We start from the raw sequence: 16,821 nt of genomic DNA, 5'->3' as shown, positions 1-16,821 counted from the left end.
CACAGGACCACGGCACAGTGCGGGGGACGGACATGAACACGGCGGGGCGCTCCGGGAGCGGGCGCGGCATCCTCAAGGCGGTCACCGCGGCGGCGGTGGCGCTCGGCGCCGCCGGGGCGCTGGCCCTGGCCTGGCCCGGCGGCCCGGCGAGCGCCGAGGCGGACACCCCCGGGGCGCGCCGGCCGGCCACCACGCGCCCGGTGGACCCGTCGATCGTGCACGCCTCGGACCGCGCCGGCCGGAGCCTCAACATCACCATCGACGACGGCCCGGACCCGGTGTGGACCCCGAAGGTCCTCGACGTGCTGGAGCGCCACCACGTCAAGGCGGTCTTCTGCATGATCGGACCGCAGGCCGCCGCCCACCCCGACCTCGTACGGCGGGTCGTCGCCGCCGGGCACCGGCTCTGTGACCACACGGTCGGCCACAACACCGGTATGGACCACCGGCCGGAGCGCTACCAGGAGGACCAGATCCTCCCCGCGCAGCGGATGATCGAGCGGGCCGGGGGCGCGCCGGTCCTCTACTACCGGGCGCCCGGCGGTGCGTTCACGCCGTACAGCCGGGCGCTCGCGGCCCGGCACGGGATGCGGCCGCTGGGCTGGAACATCGACAGCAAGGACTTCGAGGGCGGCTCCGTCGCCGCCATCGAGGCGACCGTCCGCGGCGAGCTGACCAACGGCCCGACCGTCCTCTTCCACGACGGCGGCGGCGACCGGGCCCGCACCGTCGAGGCGCTGGACCGGCTGCTGCCGTCGCTGCGGCAGCAGGGCTACGGTTTCGGCTTCCCGCGGCACTGAGAACGCGTCCGCGGCGGGCACGGTCCGGTGCCCGCCCAGGACGCGCCGGCGGCCGGGCGGCGGCGCGGTGGCCGCCGGGGGCTCAGGCCGCGCCGAACAGGGCGGCGAGATCGCGGTCGACATCGAGGTGGGCCGGCTCCTGACCGGCGGGCACCGCCGCGTACGACCGGGCGAGGAAGCGCCGCACGTCCGCCGTGCGCAGTTGCACCATCGCCACCCCTTCGTCGGCGTGGAACTCCATCACCGTGCGCTCGGGCCCGGCCGGACGCACCCGCACATCGCCCCGGCCCGCGGCGCCGTGCACGCCCTCCGCCAGCAGCTCCCGCGCGAACGCCCAGTCCACCGCGGCCCCGTCAAGGGAGATCTCCGGCGGGAACGACATCCGCACCGCCAGCGGATCGCCGGGGTGGTACCGGAGCACGGCGGGCACCGTGTGCGGTCCGGGAGCCGTCGCGAGGAGGCGGACCTGAACGGCGTGGTCGATGGCGGCGGGCATCGCGGCGGCTCCTCACGGCTGTCGGTTCACGTGGCGGTTCACGTCGGTTCACGGCATGACTCACCCCCTAGGACGAACGACGGGCCCCGGTCGTGCATGCCCAGGGGGTGTGATCTGCGTCATGGTGCGCATCGGCGCCGGGGGAGCGGGTAGCCGCCGGGGTCGGACACCGGTGTCGGGGGCGGTCACCGGGCCACCGCGGGGCCGTCGCCCCCCGTCGTCACCAGGAACTCCTCGACGATGCCCGGCGCGGCGGCCGCGGCGAACGCCGGTGCCCGCGCCGCGGCCAGGTCCGGTATCCGGTGGCGGCCCTCGCCCGCGGCGAACGCGGCGGTCAGCGTCGTCAGACCGGCCCGGCGGCCGAACGGCGTGCTGGAGAACGTCCACGCCGCGACCGCCGACCGCTCCAACGCCAGCGTGTCCCGGCCGAACACCCCCGAACGCACCACGAGATGGTCCCCGTACAGCCCGTGCCCCAGCGCCCGGTACGCCGACCGCGCCGCCCACCGCACCGCCGCCGCCGACACCACCGCGTACCCCCCCGCCCACGGCAGCAGTACGGGCGCGAAGGCCGCCCCGCAACCGGCCAGGACCGCCGTGCCCGGCAGCGTCACCCATCCCAGCCCGCGCAGCAGCCGCCTGCGCAGCGCCGCCCGGGGGTGGCGCGCCGGCGCTCCCGGGGCGCCCCGCCCCGGGAGCGGCGGATCGGGGAACGGCGCGCGCAGCACCCCGCCGGCGACCCGTACCGCCACCGCGCGCGGCGCGGGCGGCAGCAGGGCGGAGCGCGCGCGGTTCTCGTCGCGGTCACCGAGCCCGCCGGCCACCGCCCGCACCGCGGCCCCGCCGCCCGCCCGCAGCAGCAGCGGCTCCCGGAGCAGCACACCGCGCAGCCGGGCCCGGTCGATCGTGACCGTACGGGTGGTGAACAGGCCGCGCCGCACCCGCAGGGTCGAGGCGTCGGTCCATTCCAGGCGGTGGTGCCACCAGTTCTCCGCGTACAGCACCACCGCGCCGACCGCTCCGGCGGCCAGGAGTACGAGGAGCGCCGCCGGGACCGCCACCCACGGCGAGGCCGCGCCGGACGCCGCGAACATCCGCCGGACGAAGCCCAGTTCCCAGAAGTCGACGCCCATGCCGTGCAGCACGCGGTGGACCGTGCCCGCCGCGATCAGCACCCCGCCGGCCACCCGGAACGTCAGCGGCGCGTACCGCAGCCAGCGCGGTGAGAAGCGCGCCAGCACCGGATCGTCCGCCGCCGCGCCGGACGCCGCGCGGGCGAGCAGTTCGCCCCGCAGCCGCCCGGCCTCGGCGACCGGCAGCGCGTCCAGCGCGAGGACGCCGTCCCCGCCGCCCGCGGTCCCGGCGCGCAACACCGTCAGCCGCAGCACCCGGTGGAGCGGCGTCGCCGTGAGATCGACGGTACGGATCCGGTCCAGCGGCACGGTGCGCGACCGCCGGGTGAACACCCCCGTCCGCATCTCCAGTGCGGCGCCGGTGACCCGGAACCCCGTCCGCGCCCAGCGCACCGCGCCGACCGCGGTGAGCACCGCGAACGACACGGTGAGCGCCGCCAGGGTGATCCAGGTGCCCGCCGGGATCCGCCCGCCGGTCGCCACGGCCGTCCCCGCGAGGGAGGCCAGCGGCGGCAGCGGCCAGGCGGCGTGGACCAGGAGGGTGCGCGGATGGGTGCGGCGCCACCCGGGAGCGGAGCGCGTCATGCCGCGTCCCCCGGAACGAGTTGCGCCGCCGCACCGATCCGCCGGGACAGCGCGTCCGCCGCCGCGTCGGACAACCCGCGGATCCTGATGTCGCCCGCGGTCGAGGCGGTGGTGACGGTGACCGTCGCCAGTCCGAACCGGCGCTCCAGCGGCCCCCGGACGGTGTCGACCGTCTGCACCCGCGACAGCGGAGCGATCCGCCGCCGCTGCCGGTACCAGCCGTCCGACGCGTACACCGCCCGCTCACCCAGCTCCCAGGCGTGCACCGCGTACCGCACCCGTGGCATCAGCGCGGTATGGACGAGCGCCGCGACGGTGAGAGCGGCCAGCGGCGGTGCCAGCCACGGGAGCGTCCCCGGAAGGAGGAGCAGGGCGCAGACCGTGAGCGCCGCCGCGGTCAGCAGCGCGGGCCCGCTCACCATCAGCAGTGCCCGCGCCGTCCACCAGCGGCGGGCCCGCGGATCGACGCGGTGCCGCGGTGGCCGCAGCGCGGCGGCGGGCGGCGGAGGTGCGGTTCCGGAACCGGGCATGGTGATTCCCCCGTTTGCAAGTCAACTGTATTGGACGTGGTCACGTTATACCGTACAAGTGACTTGCGAAAATGGGCCGTGCCGGACGGTCCGACGACAGGAGGCCGGAGCGTGCCCAAGAAGGTCGATCACGAGGCCAGGCGGGAGCGGATCGCGGAAGCGCTCTGGCGGATCGCGAGCACCCGGGGGCTGGACGGCGCCGGACTGCGCGACGTCGCCGCCGAAGCCGGTATCTCCCTCGGGCAGCTCCAGCACTATTTCCGCAGCAAGGACGACATGCTCGCCTTCGCCCTGCGCCACATCAACGCCCTCGCCGACCGCCGCATCCGCGACCGCATCGGGGCCCTGGGCGGCGAGCCGGCCCCCCGCGACGTCCTGCGCACCTGCCTGACCGGCATGCTGCCCCTGGACGCCCACAGCCGCACCGGAGTCCTCGTCGGCGCCGCCTACTTCGTCCGCGCCGTACACGACGCGGACCTGCGCTCCGAGGCCAGGAACGGCATCCCCCGCCTCCGCGACTTCTTCACCGGGCAGTTGCGCCGCGCCGCCGACCGCGGCGAACTCCCGCCCGCCCGCGCCACGGACGACGAGGCGATGCTCCTGATCAGCCTCGCCGACGGCCTCTCCACCTACCTCCTCCTGGAGGTCCACACCCCCGCCCAGGCCCTCCGCCTGCTCGACCTCCACCTGGAGCAACTCTTCGGCGGACGGCGGGAGAACGGCGGGACGGGGTGATCGCCGGCTGCCTGCCGCCGGAGCCGAACTGACGGCACGTGGCGCTCCGGGCGCCGCCGGGCCCCCACTGAGGGAGTTTCAAGGAGATTGCCCCTGCCTGTCCTTGTCCGTCCCGCCTGTCCATGACTGCCGCTTCCGGGCGGGGGCGCCCGCGCGTTCCCCGGGGCGTACGGGAGCGCACCGTGACCCCTTTCACCAAAGCCACGTCCCGGTCATGGCCCGACAGATGGGAGAATCAGCCCTCCTAGGCGGACGAACTCCTCCCGGCCCGCCCGGACCGAACCTCCCCGGGACACGCGGCCCCGCCGTCCCGCCCCGGGGCGAACACCGAAGGTTGCTCCCCCCATGTCTGAAGCCCCCGCGGACTCCGCGCGGCCCGCGGACCGGCTCACCCCCACCGTGTCGGTCCCCGCGCAGGCCGGCGCCCCCGACGAATCCGCCGCCTCCGCCGTCGACGTCTACACCGAGCTGTACGCCGAGGAACACCCGCGTCTGGTCGGCTACGCCCGCTCGCTGATCGCCAACGCCTGGCTGGCCGAGGACGTCGTCGCCGAGGCGCACTTCCGGGTCTGGCGCCGCATCCACGGCGGCCACCACATCGACAACGTTCCCGCGTACCTGCGGACCACCATCCGCCACCTCGCCTCCACCGCCGGGACGGACGCCGCCCGCGAGGTCCCCAGCGACCCCGAGGACGGCCGGAGCTGGCCCGAGACCGCCACCGTCGGCGGCGCCACCCCGCCGGAGGACCCGGCACAGCGCGTCGCCTACGTCGACCAGCTCGCCCGCGTTCTCGACCAGCTTCCGCACCGCTGGGTGAAGGCCCTCTGGCTCGCCGAGGCCGAAGGCCAGCCGCTGGAGGCCGTCGGCAAGGCCATCGGCGCGGGCAAGGGCGCCACCGCCGTCCTCCTCCACCGTGCCCGCGAAGGCATGCGCCAGGCGTTCCTGCGCGGACTGCCCGGCAGTCCCGAGACGGCCGCGTGCGGCACCCACTGGGAGCGGATGCCCGCCTACCTGCGCGGCGAGGCCACCGCCCGGCAGGCAGACGGCATCACCCAGCACCTCCCGGACTGCGCCGACTGCCGCGACCGGCTCGCCCTGCTCACCCGCGCCAACCACCGGCTGCCCGCGCTCACCGGCCCCGCACTGCTGGTGTTCCTGGCCGGCGGATCGGCGAAGTTCCTGCTCCCGCTGCTCGGCGCCGGAGCCGGTGCGGGGGCGGCCGCGGCGGCCTCGTCCGGTGCCACCCCGACGCCCGGCGGCGTCCTGGCCGCCCTGCGCCGGTTGCCGCGCCCGCGCTCCGGCCCGGCCGCCGCGACGGCCGCCGGGGTCGCGGTCATCGTCGTCGCCGGAGCCGCGATGGCCGCCGGCTACGTCCTCACCGACGACACCCCCGCCCCGAAACCCCGCCCCCGCGCCACGGTCGCCGCCCCGCAGCCCCCCGCCGCCCCGGCCACCTCCACCGCCCCCCACCGCAAGACACCGCCCCCGGCGACCCCGGGCCCGGCGGCGCCCTCGGCGTCCCCGTCGTCCCCCGCCCCGGCCGTGCCCCCGGCGCCGTCCCCGACACCTACGCCCACGCCCTCCGGCCCGACGGCGGAGCCGAGCCCGACCCCGACGACATCGCCGACGCCGAGCCCGACGCCCACCCCGACTCCGACCCCCACCCCGACGCCCACTCCCACGGAAACACCGACGCCGACGGCCACCCCGACTCCGACCCCGACCCCCACGTCCACGCCGCCCACCGCCTCGCCCAGCCCCTCACCGACCTCCCGCTGCGGCTGGCACCGGGAAGGCCCGCAGTGGGTCTGGAACTGCTCGCGGCGCTAGAAGGGCGGGAGCCCCGCGACCCGCCCGGAGACGTGGGACGACGCAGGCCGGGCGGGCTTCGCGGACGTGCGGATACACCCTGGTCAGGCGCCGTACGTGGGAACGATCGCGGACGGTACGGGGCGAGGCGGGCGGGGAATTCACAGGGGCAGCGGGAGGCCGATCGCCGGAGGCGAGGCCGGGTCCGGGCGTTGTGCGGGTCCGGGCGTTGTGCGGGTCCGGGCGTTGTGCGGGTCCCGGTCGTTGCGGGGCAGGACGGGCGGCCGTGGGAGGCCGGTGAACGGTCGTCCGGCCACCCGCCCGGCTTCACACGTCCGGCTCTTGTTTCCGCCCCGGTCGCGGCCGTCGTCCTCAGTCCAGCAGGCTGCCCAGCCGGCCTTCCAGGACGACGAGGAGTTCGCCCAGTCCTTCGGAGAGTTCCTCGCGGCGGCTCTCGCCGACCCCGCCGAGCAACGCGGCCTCGTACGCGAGCTGTTCCGGCAGGATCCGGTCGATCAGTGCGCGGCCCTCGTCCGTGAGGGAGAGGTGGGCGACCCGGCGGTCGCGGTCGTCCACGCGCCGGCTGATCAGTCCGCGCGTCTCCAGTTGCCGCAGCCGCTTGGTGACCGCGGCGCCCGACGCGAACGTCTCCCGGGCCACCCGGCCCGGCGTCAGCTCCCGGTCCATCCGGCGCAGCGTGCCCAGGACGTCGAACTCCGGACGGGACAGCCCCGCCCGCCGCAACGGCGCGTCGGCGGCCTGCTGCAACAGCGCCGAACAGCGGTTGAGCCGCCCGATCAACGCCATCGGACCGGTGTCAAGCCCCGGATGCACCTGCTGCCACTGACGCAGCACACCCGCGACGATGTCCTCGGCCACCCGGCTCTCCTCTCGGCCCCGTACCGGCTCAGCTCACCGCCGTATCACCGTCGTACACCGTCAATTGTGCCTGCCGCGGCCACCTGCTCCGGCACGGGGCGGACCGACGGCGCAGCACCGGCCGGCCGCCGTGCGAGCAGCGCGAGGGTGCGGTGACCGTGCCGCTCGGCCCGGGCCACCCGCTCCTCCGGCAGCGCCCGCTGCCACCACTCACCCGACGCCACATCGACGGCCTCCCGCAGCTCGGCCAGCGCCCCCGCCAGCCGGTCGCGTGCCTGACCGGTCTCCCGCGCGTGCGCCGCACCGGGCGCCGCGTCCGCCGCCAGCAGCCGCCCGGCCGCGATCTGCGCCGCGGCGGTCCGCTCCAGTGCCGTGCCGATACGGTCTCCGGCCCGCCGGTTGGTCACCAGGACGCAGCAGACGAGGCCCAGTACGGCGCCCACCACCGTGTCGATCCACCGGTCGGCGACGAGTACCCGGGCCGGCAACGGATTGCCGAACTCCGTCAGCAGCAGCGCCATCGGCGTCACACACACCGAGCCGAGCCAGTAGTTCCGCGTGATCCACGCCTCCGCGCCGAACTGGAAGACCAACGCCAGCGCGATCATCGCCAGATGCCCGGTGTGGATCACCGGCAGCAGCGCGGTGAACACCACCAGCCCCAGCAGATTCCCCACCGAACGCTGCAGCGCCCGCTGCCAGGACAGCGTCGTATTGGCCTGGAACACCGACGCCGCCGTCACGACGGACCAGTACGGATGCCCGACACCGAGCCCCATCGAGACCCACCCGGCCAGCGCACACCCCACAGCGGTCCGCAGCCCCACCGGCAACAACGGCGAACCGGACCGGAACGCGGCCCCCACGGCCCGCCAACCCCGCACCCGCCCGGGCGCCGGATGCCGAGGCCCGTGCCCGGAGAAGCCGGCACCGGACGCCCCCCACGCCGTGGGGAGGCCCGCACCGTCGTCCCCGTCCGGAGCCTCCCCGGCCCTCCCGCCGGCCCCGGTGAGAGGGGCCGCCTGGGACTGCTCCTCATGACGGAGCTGCCGCTCTCCGCCGTGTACGCCGTGCTCCGCACCGCGGCTGAGGTCCCCCCGGGCCCGTTCCCCGTGGCGGGGCGGCTGCCCGCTCTCCCGGGCCCGGTCGATGTGCCGGTGCTCCCACTCGACGCCGTCCAGCTCCGCCCGCTGCGACGGAGTGAGCGTCGCGGCGGGAAGCTCGCCGCCGCCCCGAACGGCACGCGCCCACCACCCGAACATCTCCGCCTCGGCGAGCAGCACGGCGACCGGGGCGGACGCCGGCTCGGCCGACGCGGGGGAGGAGGGGCCGGAGGGCGGGGGTGGGGTGCCGTCGTCGAAGCTCCCGGCGCCGTTCCCGCCGTGCTCCCCGCCCATCGCCCCGTCCAGCGCGGCCTCGGCCCGGATCAGCAACCGTTCCAGCCCGGCCCGCGCCTCGGCCTTCGCGGGCGTACGCGCGGGAACCAGGAACACCGTGTGCCAGGCGGCGTTCACCGCGCCCGCCGTCGCCTGCCGGGCACGGGCCACCGCCGCTTCGGCCGCCGCACCGTGGGCCGTCGCCTCGGTCCGCAACTGCGCCGACGCGGCCTCCAGCGCACGGGCGGTGGCTATCCGCTCCGGCCCCCGCGGCCGCACCACCGCGGGCGCCATCCCCACCAGCCACGCCACCGCGCCCCCCGCGAGCGCCAACGCCAGATGCGCCGGCACTTCCCCGATCCGCTGCGGTACGAAGAACGCCGACGCCGCGATGAACGTGAAGATGAGATTGCCCGGCGGCCCGATCCGCGTCGCCTCGCAGACCACCTTGTGCACCGCGGCGACCACCGAGGCCAACGCCACGAGCACCACGGCGGACGAGACCAACGACGCCGCCGTCAACGCCAGGCCCAGGCTCGCCACCATGCCGAGCACCACCCACGGCAAGGTCCTGGCCCGCGCCGCGTACGGAAGCCCGTGCCCGTAGAGGACGCACATCGCCCCGGCCGAGGTGTAGAGGACCAGATCCATCCGGCCCCCCGCGAAGAGCGCGGCATCCGGTATCGCCAGCGCCACCACCGCGCTCAACGCCGGCTTGTGCCAGATATCCACCGGCCGCCGCAACCGCACACTGCTCCGCACCGGCAACGGCCGCACCCCACCCCGCAGCCCCCCGTCCCCACGCTTCCCGGCCGCCTTGACATGCTTTCCCATAAGGGAAGATTAACAGGTGTTTTACTCGTAAAAGATGGAGGAGGGGTGCGCCCGTCCGATGAGGCCGTGCGCGCTCAGGGAGAGGAGGCGTGTGCGCGGCGTGTGTGCGTGGGGCGGCGGGGCGGGAGCGGGAGAGTGGGGCTGCGCTCTCGTCACGGGGGTCTGGGGCGCAGCGGGGGAGGCGCGAGCCAGGCCGAGGGGCGGGCCGATTCCGGCAGGTCATGGCGGGGGCGGGGCACAGGGCGCCCCGGCGGCGCATGGCTAAGAGGCTTACGGGGGGCCGCCCAGTGGTTCACGACTTGGGAGCCGGAGGGGCGGGAGCGTGCGAGGGGCGGGAGCGGTCCGGGCAGCCCCGGCCCCTGGGCGGCGGGTGCGGGCCTCGTGGGCGCTGGGTCTGCCGCCCGGCATGAATGCGCCAGCACCGGTACGGTTGCTCGGGCGGAGACAGCGACAGACGCAGAGGTAGATGCGGAGGTAGATGCGGAGATCAGGCGTGTCCGCGCCCGTCCGGCACTCCTGCCCGGCCCTGCCCGACGGTGATTTCCCCTCGCCGCCTCAACAGCGCGCGTTCTTCACGTACACCGCCCGTGCCGACTTCGCGGTGGCATAGCGCACGTTCTTCGTCGTGCCCTTGGTGAGCCGCCCGCGAGGATCGGCGTGGTGCGGAACCACGATCACGTAGCACGCCGGACGCCGACTGCACAGGTTCGTCAGCCGTACGTAGCGCTGATGGCCCTTCGTGTAGAACTTCCGCACCTTCACACACCGGACAGGCGGCCCCGCAGCCGCCGCCTCCGATGTCGCCGTCAGGCTCAGCGTCCCCCCGCACAGCACCACGGCCAACGCTGTGACCAGCAATTTCCGCATCAGTCCACTCTCCCCCTGATCGAGCCCCCGGTACTTCTCCCGCCAACGGGCTCAGCCGGCTTCGTCCGCTCACCCTCCATTCTCCACACCCACCGACGGGCATCAGCACCAGCCGCCGAACGCCGCCTTCCGGCCACACCCCGCCCGACAACCGCACCCCCTCGGGACCACGCGCCGTGGCCGCTGAATCCAGCTCTCGTGCTCCCCCGCCGACCCGCGCACCATGGGCGGCTCCCCGGCCGCCAACCCATCAGTGCCCCTCACTCAACCGGCGTCCACGCTCCGCGCCGTCACGACCTTCAGACCACGATCGGCGAACTCCCGGAGTGTCCCTTCGGGAGCGCCGCCGTCCGTGATGAGGGTGTCGAACACGTCCGCTCCGCCGATCCGGGCGAAGCAGCGCTCACCGATCTTCGACGAGTCGGTGACGACGACCGCTCGCCGCGCCCGCTCGGCCATCAAACGGTTGACCCGGGCTTCCGCCTCGTCATGAACCGTCGCTCCCATCACCGGATCCATCCCGTTGGCGCCGATGAACGCGAGATCCACCGAGATCTGCTGGAGAACCAGCTCGCTGAACGGGCCCACCAGCTCGAAGGAGCGGGAGTGCGCCACGCCGCCGGTCAGCACGATCTTGATCTGAGGGCGTACCGCCAGCTCATTGGCGATGTTGAGGGAGTTGGTGACGATCGTCAGATGAGGCTGGGGCCCGGCTTCGGCGAAGTCCGGGCGGACGGCCAGCGCTCTGGCGATGGCCGTTGTGGTGGTGCCTCCGCTCAGACCGACCACATCGCCGCGCTCCACCAGCCGCGCCGCCGCCTGTGCCACTGCCTCCTTCTCCACGGACCGATGCGCGTGCTTGTAGCGGATCGGCAGGTCGTACGCCACCGAGCTGAGCACCGCCCCGCCCCGGGTGCGGGTCAGCAACTGCTGCTCGGCCAGCGCGTCCATGTCGCGCCGCATCGTGGCGGCCGAGACCTCCAGAGCGGTCGCCGCCTCCTCGACGTCCACCCGGCCCCGCTCACCGAGCAGCTCAAGCAGTGCGTTCATCCGTTCATGGCGCTTCATGCGGCGAGCCTAGCCGCGCCGTGAGGCACTCCCCGTCGCTCACCCCCGCGCCGCCGGCGCCTGCGCCGCGTACTGCCCGGGCAGGTCGGGCGCGGTGTTCACCACCCCCAGCAGCCTCGCGGCTTCCTTCGCCACCTCCTCCCTGGCCGGCTTCAGGTACTTGCGTGAGTCGATGAGGTCGGCGTCGGCCCCCAGCGTCCTCCGGATGGACCGGGTGAAGACCGATACCAGATGCGTGGAAATGTTGATCTTCGTCATTCCGGCGGCGATGGCGCGCTGCAACTCGGCGTCCGGTACCCCGGACGACCCGTGCAGCACCAACGGCACCGGGAGCGTCTCGCGCAAGCGGGAGATCAACTCCTTGTCCAGCACCGTCGTCCGCTCCCGCATCGCGTGCGAGGAGCCGACGGCGACCGCCAGCGCGTCGACGCCCGTCGCGTCGACGAAGGCCAGCGCCTCGTCCGGATCGGTCCGCGCACCGGGCGCGTGCACCCCGTCCTTGCCGCCGACCTCGCCGAGTTCCGCCTCGACGAAGGCGTCCCGCTCGTGGCACCAGGCGGTGAGCGCGGCGGTGGTGGCGACGTTCTGTTCGTAGGGGAGCGCCGAGGCGTCCACCATGAAGGAACGCACCCCGGCGGCCGCCCCCTGATGGACCAGCTCGGCATCGGTGAGGTGATCCAGATGCACGGCGATGGCGGCGGACGATTCCTCAGCGAGCGCGAGGGTGGCCAGAGTGATCGGCCGCAGGCCGCCGTGATAGCGGATGCAGTTCTCGCTGATCTGCAGGATGAGCGGGGCTTCGGCTCGCTCGGCGGCGGTGACCAGCGCCTCGGCGGTCTCCAGATGGATGACGTTGAAGGCCGCGGCGCCGACGCCGTTCACCCGGGCGGCGTCGATGAGCGAGGAGGTGGAAACGAGAGGCATGGGGCGCTGACTCCCTTGTGTGCGGGACGGGTCGGGTCGGAGGGCTGCCTACCGGGCCGCCGGCACGGTGAGCATCACCGACCGGGTCAGGCTGCGCGGGCTGTCGGGGTCGAGGCCCCGGGCACGGGCCCGCTCCAGGGCCACCCGCTGCACCAGCACCAGATCGGCGAGCGGGTCGCGGTCGTGGCGGACGAAGCGGGCGCCCGTACGGGCCACCTCTGCCTCCAGGCCCGCGGGGGCGGTGCCGAAGAGCCACGTCACCCGGTTGGGAGCGGCTATCGAGATCGGGCCGTGGCGGTACTCCATCGCCGGGTAGGACTCCGTCCAGCTCTGGGACGCCTCCCGCATCTTGAGCGCCGCTTCGTTGGCCAGGCCGAAGGTCCATCCCGTGCCGAGGAACGTGAACTGCTCGGCCTCCACCCACTCCTGCTCGACCGGAGCGGTGAGCGCGGCACGCGCGTCGTCGATCGCCTCGGTGGTGTCCTCGCCCAGGTGCGCGCGGAGCAGGGTCAGGGCCGTGGTGGCGAAGCGGGTCTGGACCACGGAGCGTTCATCGGCGAAAGGCAGGGTGACGGTCGCGTCCGAGAGCTCCGTCGCCGGGGTGGCGGGGTCTCCCAGGATGGTCACCGTGGGGATGCGTCCCTGGACGGCTTCCAGGACGCGCAGCACTTCGGTCGTGGTGCCGGAGCGGGTGATCGCCACCACCGCGTCATAGCCGCGCGCGGCACCGAGGAAAGCCTCCGATGCGGCGAAGGCGTCGGTCACCCCGGCCCCGGCGCTCTCGCGGAGCGCCGCGTACGACTGCGCCATGAACCAGGAGGTTCCGCAGCCGACGACCGCCACCCGCTGCCCCGGCTCCGGCAGCGGGCCGCCCGCCGCACCGATCCCGGCGGCCTCGGCCCAGGTCTCCGGCTGACTGCGCAGCTCCTGCTCCATGTAGGACGTCTCGCTCATGACACACCTTTCGTGAACAGCGGGAGTGATCCGACTCCTCTTCTGCGCGAAGAGTGAGTGAAAATGCATTCTTCTCGGGAGTTGCAATCAACTCTACGCACGGAATCCGGCTCGGGCCATCCCTCGCGCGGGTGAAGTGTTCGAGAGGGGTGGTGCGGGATGTCGCCCGACTGGACCCTTTCGGCCGGTGTGTGACCGGTAAACGGGGTCTACTGGTGGTTGTTGACAGTTGCGCGAAAGGACTCCAATACTTGCATGATCAGTCATGAGTAGGTCGGCACGCTGCGCGAAGGGCCCGCCATGTCCACTCCCACGCTCTCCGAAACGCCCCCGCCCCCGCCCCCCGGAAAGCCCCGCCGTACGGGGCGGCTCTTCGCACTGACCGGCGCCTTCGTCGGCGTCATCTACGGCTACGACTCCGGCAGCATCTCCGGTGCGCTGGTGTTCCTCAGCCGGGACTTCCATCTCACCGAAGCGGAAAAGGGCCTGGTCAACAGCATCCTCGTGGGTGGCTGTATCGTCGGTGCGCTGCTCGGCGGCAAGCTCGCGGACGCCTTCGGCCGCAAGACCGCGATGCTGATCGTCGCGGGTTCGTACGCCCTCTTCGTCACGCTCTCCGCGCTCGCGCCCAATGTCGTCGTGCTGGACACGGTGCGCTTCCTGCTCGGCGTGGCGATCGGTATCTCCATCGTCGCCGCCCCGCTGTACATAGCGGAGTCGACGCCCGCGCGTATCCGTGGCGCGTCCGTCGCCGCCTACCAGGTCGCGACCGTCACCGGCATCGTCATCACGTACTTCGTCAACTGGGGCCTGTCCGACGGCGGCCACTGGCGCTGGATGCTGGGGGCGTCGGCGATCCCCGCGGCGCTGGTCATGATCCCGCTGTTCCGGCTGCCGGACACGCCCCGGTGGTACGTCCTCAAGGGGCGGACCGAGCGGGCGGTCGAGGTCATGGCGATGACGGACCCGGACGTCGACGCGCGCACCGAGGTGGCGGCGGTCGGCGCGGCGCTGGCCGCGGAGAGCGGCGGCTCCGCGCGCTCCCTGCTCCGCAAGCCCTATGTCCGCGCCACGTTCTTCGTCATCGGTCTCGGCTTCTTCTGCCAGATCACCGGCATCAACGCCGTGACCTACTACAGCCCGCAGATCTTCACGCAGATGGGATTCACCGGCGACGGGCTGAACTTCCTGCTGCCCTCGTTCGTGCAACTCGCCTCGCTGGCCGCCACGGTGGTGGCGATACTCATCATCGACCGGCTGGGCCGCCGGGTGGTCCTGCTCACCGGTATCGGCACGATGGTCGTCATGCTCGCCGTGCTCACCGCCGTCTTCGCCGTGGGAGAGCCGCACGGCGCCATGACCTGGGTCGGCTTCGGCGCGATTCTGCTGTTCACCGCGGCCTTCAACTTCGGCTTCGGGTCCTTGATATGGGTCTACGCGAGCGAGGCGTTCCCCGCGCAGCTCCGGTCGACGGGCGCATCGGTGATGCTCACCGCCGACCTCGTCGCCAACCTCCTCATCGCGCAGTTCTTCCCGTCGCTGATGGCCTGGGTCGGTGCCTCCTGGACGTTCGCCGGTCTGGGGCTGCTGGCCCTGGGCGCGCTGGTCTTCGCCTCCTTCACCGCGCCCGAGACCAAGGGGCGTCACCTGGAGGAGATCCAGAGCTACTGGAGCAACGGAGGCCGCTGGCCCACCGCGCCGTCCACCCCCGCCCCCGCCCCGGAGGTGGTGCGGTGACCCGCGGTCCCTGCCTGCGCCCGCCCTCGCCGGCGGTGGGGCACGGGTCCGCCCGTTCGATACCGTGGGCGCCATCATGGACAACTCCAGCCCCGTCTCCCTCGACGACGAACTGCGGAACTGGCCGGCCGACGAGGCCGAGGCGCGCGCGGTCCAGGACCGGCTGCGGCGCCATGTGCGCCTCGACGAGCCGGGCCCGCCGCCGGACTTCGAGGGCACCGTCGTCGGTGTGGACGTGGCGTACGACGACGAGCGGGACGTCGTCGCGGCAGCGGCCGTGGCGCTGGACGCCCGCACCCTGGAGGTCGTGGACGAGGCCACCGCGGTGGGCCGTGTCTCCTTCCCCTACGTTCCGGGACTGCTGGCCTTCCGGGAGATTCCGACGGTCGTCGACGCGCTGGCGGGTCTCGCGCGCACGCCCGGTCTGGTGGTGTGCGACGGCTACGGGCGGGCGCACCCGCGGCGGTTCGGGCTCGCCGGCCATCTCGGGGTCCTGACCGGTCTGCCCACGATCGGTGTCGCCAAGAACCCCTTCACCTTCCGCTACGACCCCCCTGGCGACGCACGCGGGGCGACCTCACCGCTCCTGGACGACAGCGGCGGCACCACGGAAGAGGTGGGCCGGGCGCTCCGTACGCAACGGGGCGTCAAGCCCGTCTTCGTCTCGGTCGGGCACCGCACCGGCCTCGACGGGGCCTGCGCGCACACGCTCCGCCTGGCGCCGCGGTACCGGCTGCCCGAGACGACCCGCGCCGCCGACGCCCTCTGCCGCCGGGCACTGGCCGCCAACTGAGGCACGGCCCGGGCCTGGCGATGAACCGGACCCGGCCGGGTGCCGGAACGGTGGTGCGAACCCTCGGGCACGCGGGCGCCCGCCCGCGCCCCGGAACGCGTGACCACTGCCGTGCCACAGGCGCTTTCACCGTATCCCGAGGACGGTTCGGGCCGTCCTTGTCCGTGAATTCAGGCTTCCGTTCCCCGCCCGTCAGGGAACCGCCTCCGATCTCATGGTCTTGACACCCCGCCAGCCCTGGTCCACATTCACCGATGACATGGGACGTCCCATGTCCGGACGGCGGCGCGGGTACGGGCCCACCGCCCTGTGCGCCCCCGCCGCGCACCCGCACCACCGGCCCCGTACGGCAGAAGGCTGGACCTGCATGCCCCTCCCCGCACCACTCACGGGCGTTGTGCCGCCCGTGTGCACGCCGCTCACCGCGTCCGGTCGTGTCGACGTCGACTCGCTCGCCTCCCTCACCGAGCACCTCATCGACGCCGGAGTGGACGCCCTGTTCGTGCTCGGCTCCACCGGGGAGGCCGCCTGCCTGTCGGACGGCAGACGCAGCACCGTCATCGAAACGGTCGTCGCCGCGGCCCGCGGACGGCTCCCCGTACTGGCCGGCGCCATCGACATGGCGACCACCCGGGTCCTCGACCACGCCCGCACCGCCCAGGCGCTGGGGGCCGACGGCATCGTGGCCACCGCGCCCTTCTGCACCCGCACCCACCCGGCCGAGATCGCCGACCACTACCGCCGCATCCGCTCCGCCGTCGACCTGCCGCTCTTCGCCTCCAACGCCCCCGCCGCGGTCCACACCGAACTCTCCGCGGACACCGTGCTCCAACTGGCGGCGGACGGCGTCCTGGACGGAATCGAGGACAGCAGCGGTGACCTCGGCGCGCTGCGCCGCCTCCTCGTGCGGCTGCCCGCCCTGGACCGGCCGTTCTCGGTGCTCACCGGCTGCGAACTCGCCGCCGACGGTGCCCTGCTGGCCGGGGCGCACGGCGTCGTACCGGGGCTCGCCAACATCGATCCCGCGGCCTACGTACGGCTCCACGAACGCGCCCGCGCGGGCGACTGGCGTGCCGCCGCCGCCGAACAGGACCGGCTCGCCGCGCTCTTCGCGCTCGCCGATGTGGGTGACGCGGCGGTGATGGGCCGCGGGTCATCGGCCATGGGGGCGCTCAAGGCGGCGCTGCATCTCCTGGGCGTCATCGGCTGCCCGGCCACCGCGCCGCCGCAGATCCCGCTGGACGGCGCCGCGCGCGATGCGGTGCGCCGCCTGCTGGAGGAGGCGGAACTGCTCTGAG

15 protein-coding genes are annotated in these 16,821 nt (G+C 74.0%); 6 read left to right on the top strand and 9 right to left on the bottom strand.

Annotated elements, in window-relative coordinates; translation table 11 throughout:
• The first annotated feature begins 32 nt into the window (after positions 1 to 32).
• Entirely contained in the window at positions 33 to 800 is a 768-nt protein-coding gene (locus ACGH2B_RS02830) for a polysaccharide deacetylase family protein (RefSeq protein ID WP_399083510.1), read from the top strand.
• An 82-nt stretch (positions 801 to 882) separates the two neighbouring features.
• Here ACGH2B_RS02830 and ACGH2B_RS02825 read toward each other — a convergent pair whose 3' ends face one another.
• From ACGH2B_RS02825 to ACGH2B_RS02815, 3 genes are all read right to left on the bottom strand, one after another.
• On the bottom strand, positions 883 to 1,296 hold the full coding sequence (locus tag ACGH2B_RS02825) for an SsgA family sporulation/cell division regulator (protein WP_399083507.1): 414 nt from the start codon (positions 1,294 to 1,296) through the stop codon (positions 883 to 885).
• 185 nt (positions 1,297 to 1,481) lie between these two features.
• Positions 1,482 to 3,014 (bottom strand): PH domain-containing protein, encoded by a 1,533-nt coding sequence (locus tag ACGH2B_RS02820; protein WP_399083504.1) that lies wholly within the window; start codon positions 3,012 to 3,014, stop codon positions 1,482 to 1,484.
• A complete protein-coding gene (locus ACGH2B_RS02815; protein ID WP_399083501.1) occupies positions 3,011 to 3,544 on the bottom strand; it encodes a PH domain-containing protein in 534 nt (177 codons plus the stop codon). The genes ACGH2B_RS02820 and ACGH2B_RS02815 overlap by 4 nt, the downstream gene beginning before the upstream one ends.
• A 111-nt stretch (positions 3,545 to 3,655) precedes the next feature.
• Between ACGH2B_RS02815 and ACGH2B_RS02810 the strand changes: the two genes are divergently transcribed.
• Both ACGH2B_RS02810 and ACGH2B_RS02805 read left to right on the top strand, forming a co-directional pair.
• On the top strand, positions 3,656 to 4,279 hold the full coding sequence (locus ACGH2B_RS02810) for a TetR/AcrR family transcriptional regulator (RefSeq protein ID WP_399083499.1): 624 nt from the start codon (positions 3,656 to 3,658) through the stop codon (positions 4,277 to 4,279).
• A 345-nt stretch (positions 4,280 to 4,624) separates the two neighbouring features.
• Positions 4,625 to 6,112 carry a sigma factor gene (locus ACGH2B_RS02805; protein ID WP_399083496.1) on the top strand — a complete coding sequence of 496 codons (1,488 nt, stop codon included), beginning with the start codon at positions 4,625 to 4,627 and terminating at the stop codon, positions 6,110 to 6,112.
• A gap of 351 nt (positions 6,113 to 6,463) precedes the next feature.
• Here the strand turns inward: ACGH2B_RS02805 and ACGH2B_RS02800 are convergent, their stop codons facing one another.
• From ACGH2B_RS02800 to ACGH2B_RS02775, 6 genes are all read right to left on the bottom strand, one after another.
• Positions 6,464 to 6,970: a MarR family winged helix-turn-helix transcriptional regulator gene (locus ACGH2B_RS02800; RefSeq protein ID WP_399083493.1), complete on the bottom strand. Its 507-nt coding sequence runs from the start codon at positions 6,968 to 6,970 to the stop codon at positions 6,464 to 6,466.
• A 44-nt stretch (positions 6,971 to 7,014) separates the two neighbouring features.
• Positions 7,015 to 9,180, bottom strand: coding sequence for an FUSC family protein (locus ACGH2B_RS02795; RefSeq protein WP_399083490.1), 2,166 nt, complete (start codon positions 9,178 to 9,180; stop codon positions 7,015 to 7,017).
• A gap of 555 nt (positions 9,181 to 9,735) precedes the next feature.
• The gene (locus tag ACGH2B_RS02790) at positions 9,736 to 10,047 is read right to left on the bottom strand and encodes a hypothetical protein (RefSeq protein ID WP_399083487.1); all 312 of its coding nucleotides are present in this window, start codon (positions 10,045 to 10,047) and stop codon (positions 9,736 to 9,738) included.
• A gap of 264 nt (positions 10,048 to 10,311) precedes the next feature.
• Positions 10,312 to 11,115, bottom strand: coding sequence for a DeoR/GlpR family DNA-binding transcription regulator (locus ACGH2B_RS02785; protein ID WP_399083484.1), 804 nt, complete (start codon positions 11,113 to 11,115; stop codon positions 10,312 to 10,314).
• 39 nt (positions 11,116 to 11,154) lie between these two features.
• Entirely contained in the window at positions 11,155 to 12,039 is an 885-nt protein-coding gene (locus ACGH2B_RS02780) for a ketose-bisphosphate aldolase (RefSeq protein WP_399083481.1), read from the bottom strand.
• 48 nt (positions 12,040 to 12,087) lie between these two features.
• Positions 12,088 to 12,993, bottom strand: a complete 906-nt coding sequence (locus tag ACGH2B_RS02775; protein ID WP_399083478.1) for an SIS domain-containing protein — start codon at positions 12,991 to 12,993, stop codon at positions 12,088 to 12,090.
• A gap of 300 nt (positions 12,994 to 13,293) precedes the next feature.
• Here ACGH2B_RS02775 and ACGH2B_RS02770 point away from each other — a divergent pair, with 300 nt between their 5' ends.
• From ACGH2B_RS02770 to ACGH2B_RS02760, 3 genes are all read left to right on the top strand, one after another.
• Positions 13,294 to 14,730 carry a sugar porter family MFS transporter gene (locus ACGH2B_RS02770; protein ID WP_399083475.1) on the top strand — a complete coding sequence of 479 codons (1,437 nt, stop codon included), beginning with the start codon at positions 13,294 to 13,296 and terminating at the stop codon, positions 14,728 to 14,730.
• A gap of 76 nt (positions 14,731 to 14,806) precedes the next feature.
• Positions 14,807 to 15,523, top strand: coding sequence for an endonuclease V (locus ACGH2B_RS02765; protein ID WP_399083472.1), 717 nt, complete (start codon positions 14,807 to 14,809; stop codon positions 15,521 to 15,523).
• A 367-nt stretch (positions 15,524 to 15,890) separates the two neighbouring features.
• Positions 15,891 to 16,820: a dihydrodipicolinate synthase family protein gene (locus ACGH2B_RS02760; RefSeq protein WP_399083469.1), complete on the top strand. Its 930-nt coding sequence runs from the start codon at positions 15,891 to 15,893 to the stop codon at positions 16,818 to 16,820.
• Position 16,821 lies beyond the last annotated feature (1 nt).

The sequence above is a fragment of the Streptomyces sp. BBFR2 genome (assembly GCF_044497305.1).
Taxonomy (GTDB): Bacteria; Actinomycetota; Actinomycetes; order Streptomycetales; family Streptomycetaceae; genus Streptomyces.
This window is presented reverse-complemented; position numbering and strand designations above follow the sequence as displayed.

What these genes read in the sequence shown, in the direction of transcription:
- ACGH2B_RS02790 (WP_399083487.1), bottom strand. Translation starts at nt 10,047, where the DNA reads ATGCGGAAATTGCTGGTCACAGCGTTGGCCGTGGTGCTGTGCGGGGGG.
- ACGH2B_RS02760 (WP_399083469.1), top strand. Translation starts at nt 15,891, where the DNA reads ATGCCCCTCCCCGCACCACTCACGGGCGTTGTGCCGCCCGTGTGCACG.
- ACGH2B_RS02820 (WP_399083504.1), bottom strand. Translation starts at nt 3,014, where the DNA reads ATGACGCGCTCCGCTCCCGGGTGGCGCCGCACCCATCCGCGCACCCTC.
- ACGH2B_RS02795 (WP_399083490.1), bottom strand. Translation starts at nt 9,180, where the DNA reads ATGGGAAAGCATGTCAAGGCGGCCGGGAAGCGTGGGGACGGGGGGCTG.
- ACGH2B_RS02780 (WP_399083481.1), bottom strand. Translation starts at nt 12,039, where the DNA reads ATGCCTCTCGTTTCCACCTCCTCGCTCATCGACGCCGCCCGGGTGAAC.
- ACGH2B_RS02765 (WP_399083472.1), top strand. Translation starts at nt 14,807, where the DNA reads ATGGACAACTCCAGCCCCGTCTCCCTCGACGACGAACTGCGGAACTGG.
- ACGH2B_RS02815 (WP_399083501.1), bottom strand. Translation starts at nt 3,544, where the DNA reads ATGCCCGGTTCCGGAACCGCACCTCCGCCGCCCGCCGCCGCGCTGCGG.
- ACGH2B_RS02770 (WP_399083475.1), top strand. Translation starts at nt 13,294, where the DNA reads ATGTCCACTCCCACGCTCTCCGAAACGCCCCCGCCCCCGCCCCCCGGA.
- ACGH2B_RS02785 (WP_399083484.1), bottom strand. Translation starts at nt 11,115, where the DNA reads ATGAAGCGCCATGAACGGATGAACGCACTGCTTGAGCTGCTCGGTGAG.
- ACGH2B_RS02775 (WP_399083478.1), bottom strand. Translation starts at nt 12,993, where the DNA reads ATGAGCGAGACGTCCTACATGGAGCAGGAGCTGCGCAGTCAGCCGGAG.
- ACGH2B_RS02830 (WP_399083510.1), top strand. Translation starts at nt 33, where the DNA reads ATGAACACGGCGGGGCGCTCCGGGAGCGGGCGCGGCATCCTCAAGGCG.
- ACGH2B_RS02825 (WP_399083507.1), bottom strand. Translation starts at nt 1,296, where the DNA reads ATGCCCGCCGCCATCGACCACGCCGTTCAGGTCCGCCTCCTCGCGACG.
- ACGH2B_RS02805 (WP_399083496.1), top strand. Translation starts at nt 4,625, where the DNA reads ATGTCTGAAGCCCCCGCGGACTCCGCGCGGCCCGCGGACCGGCTCACC.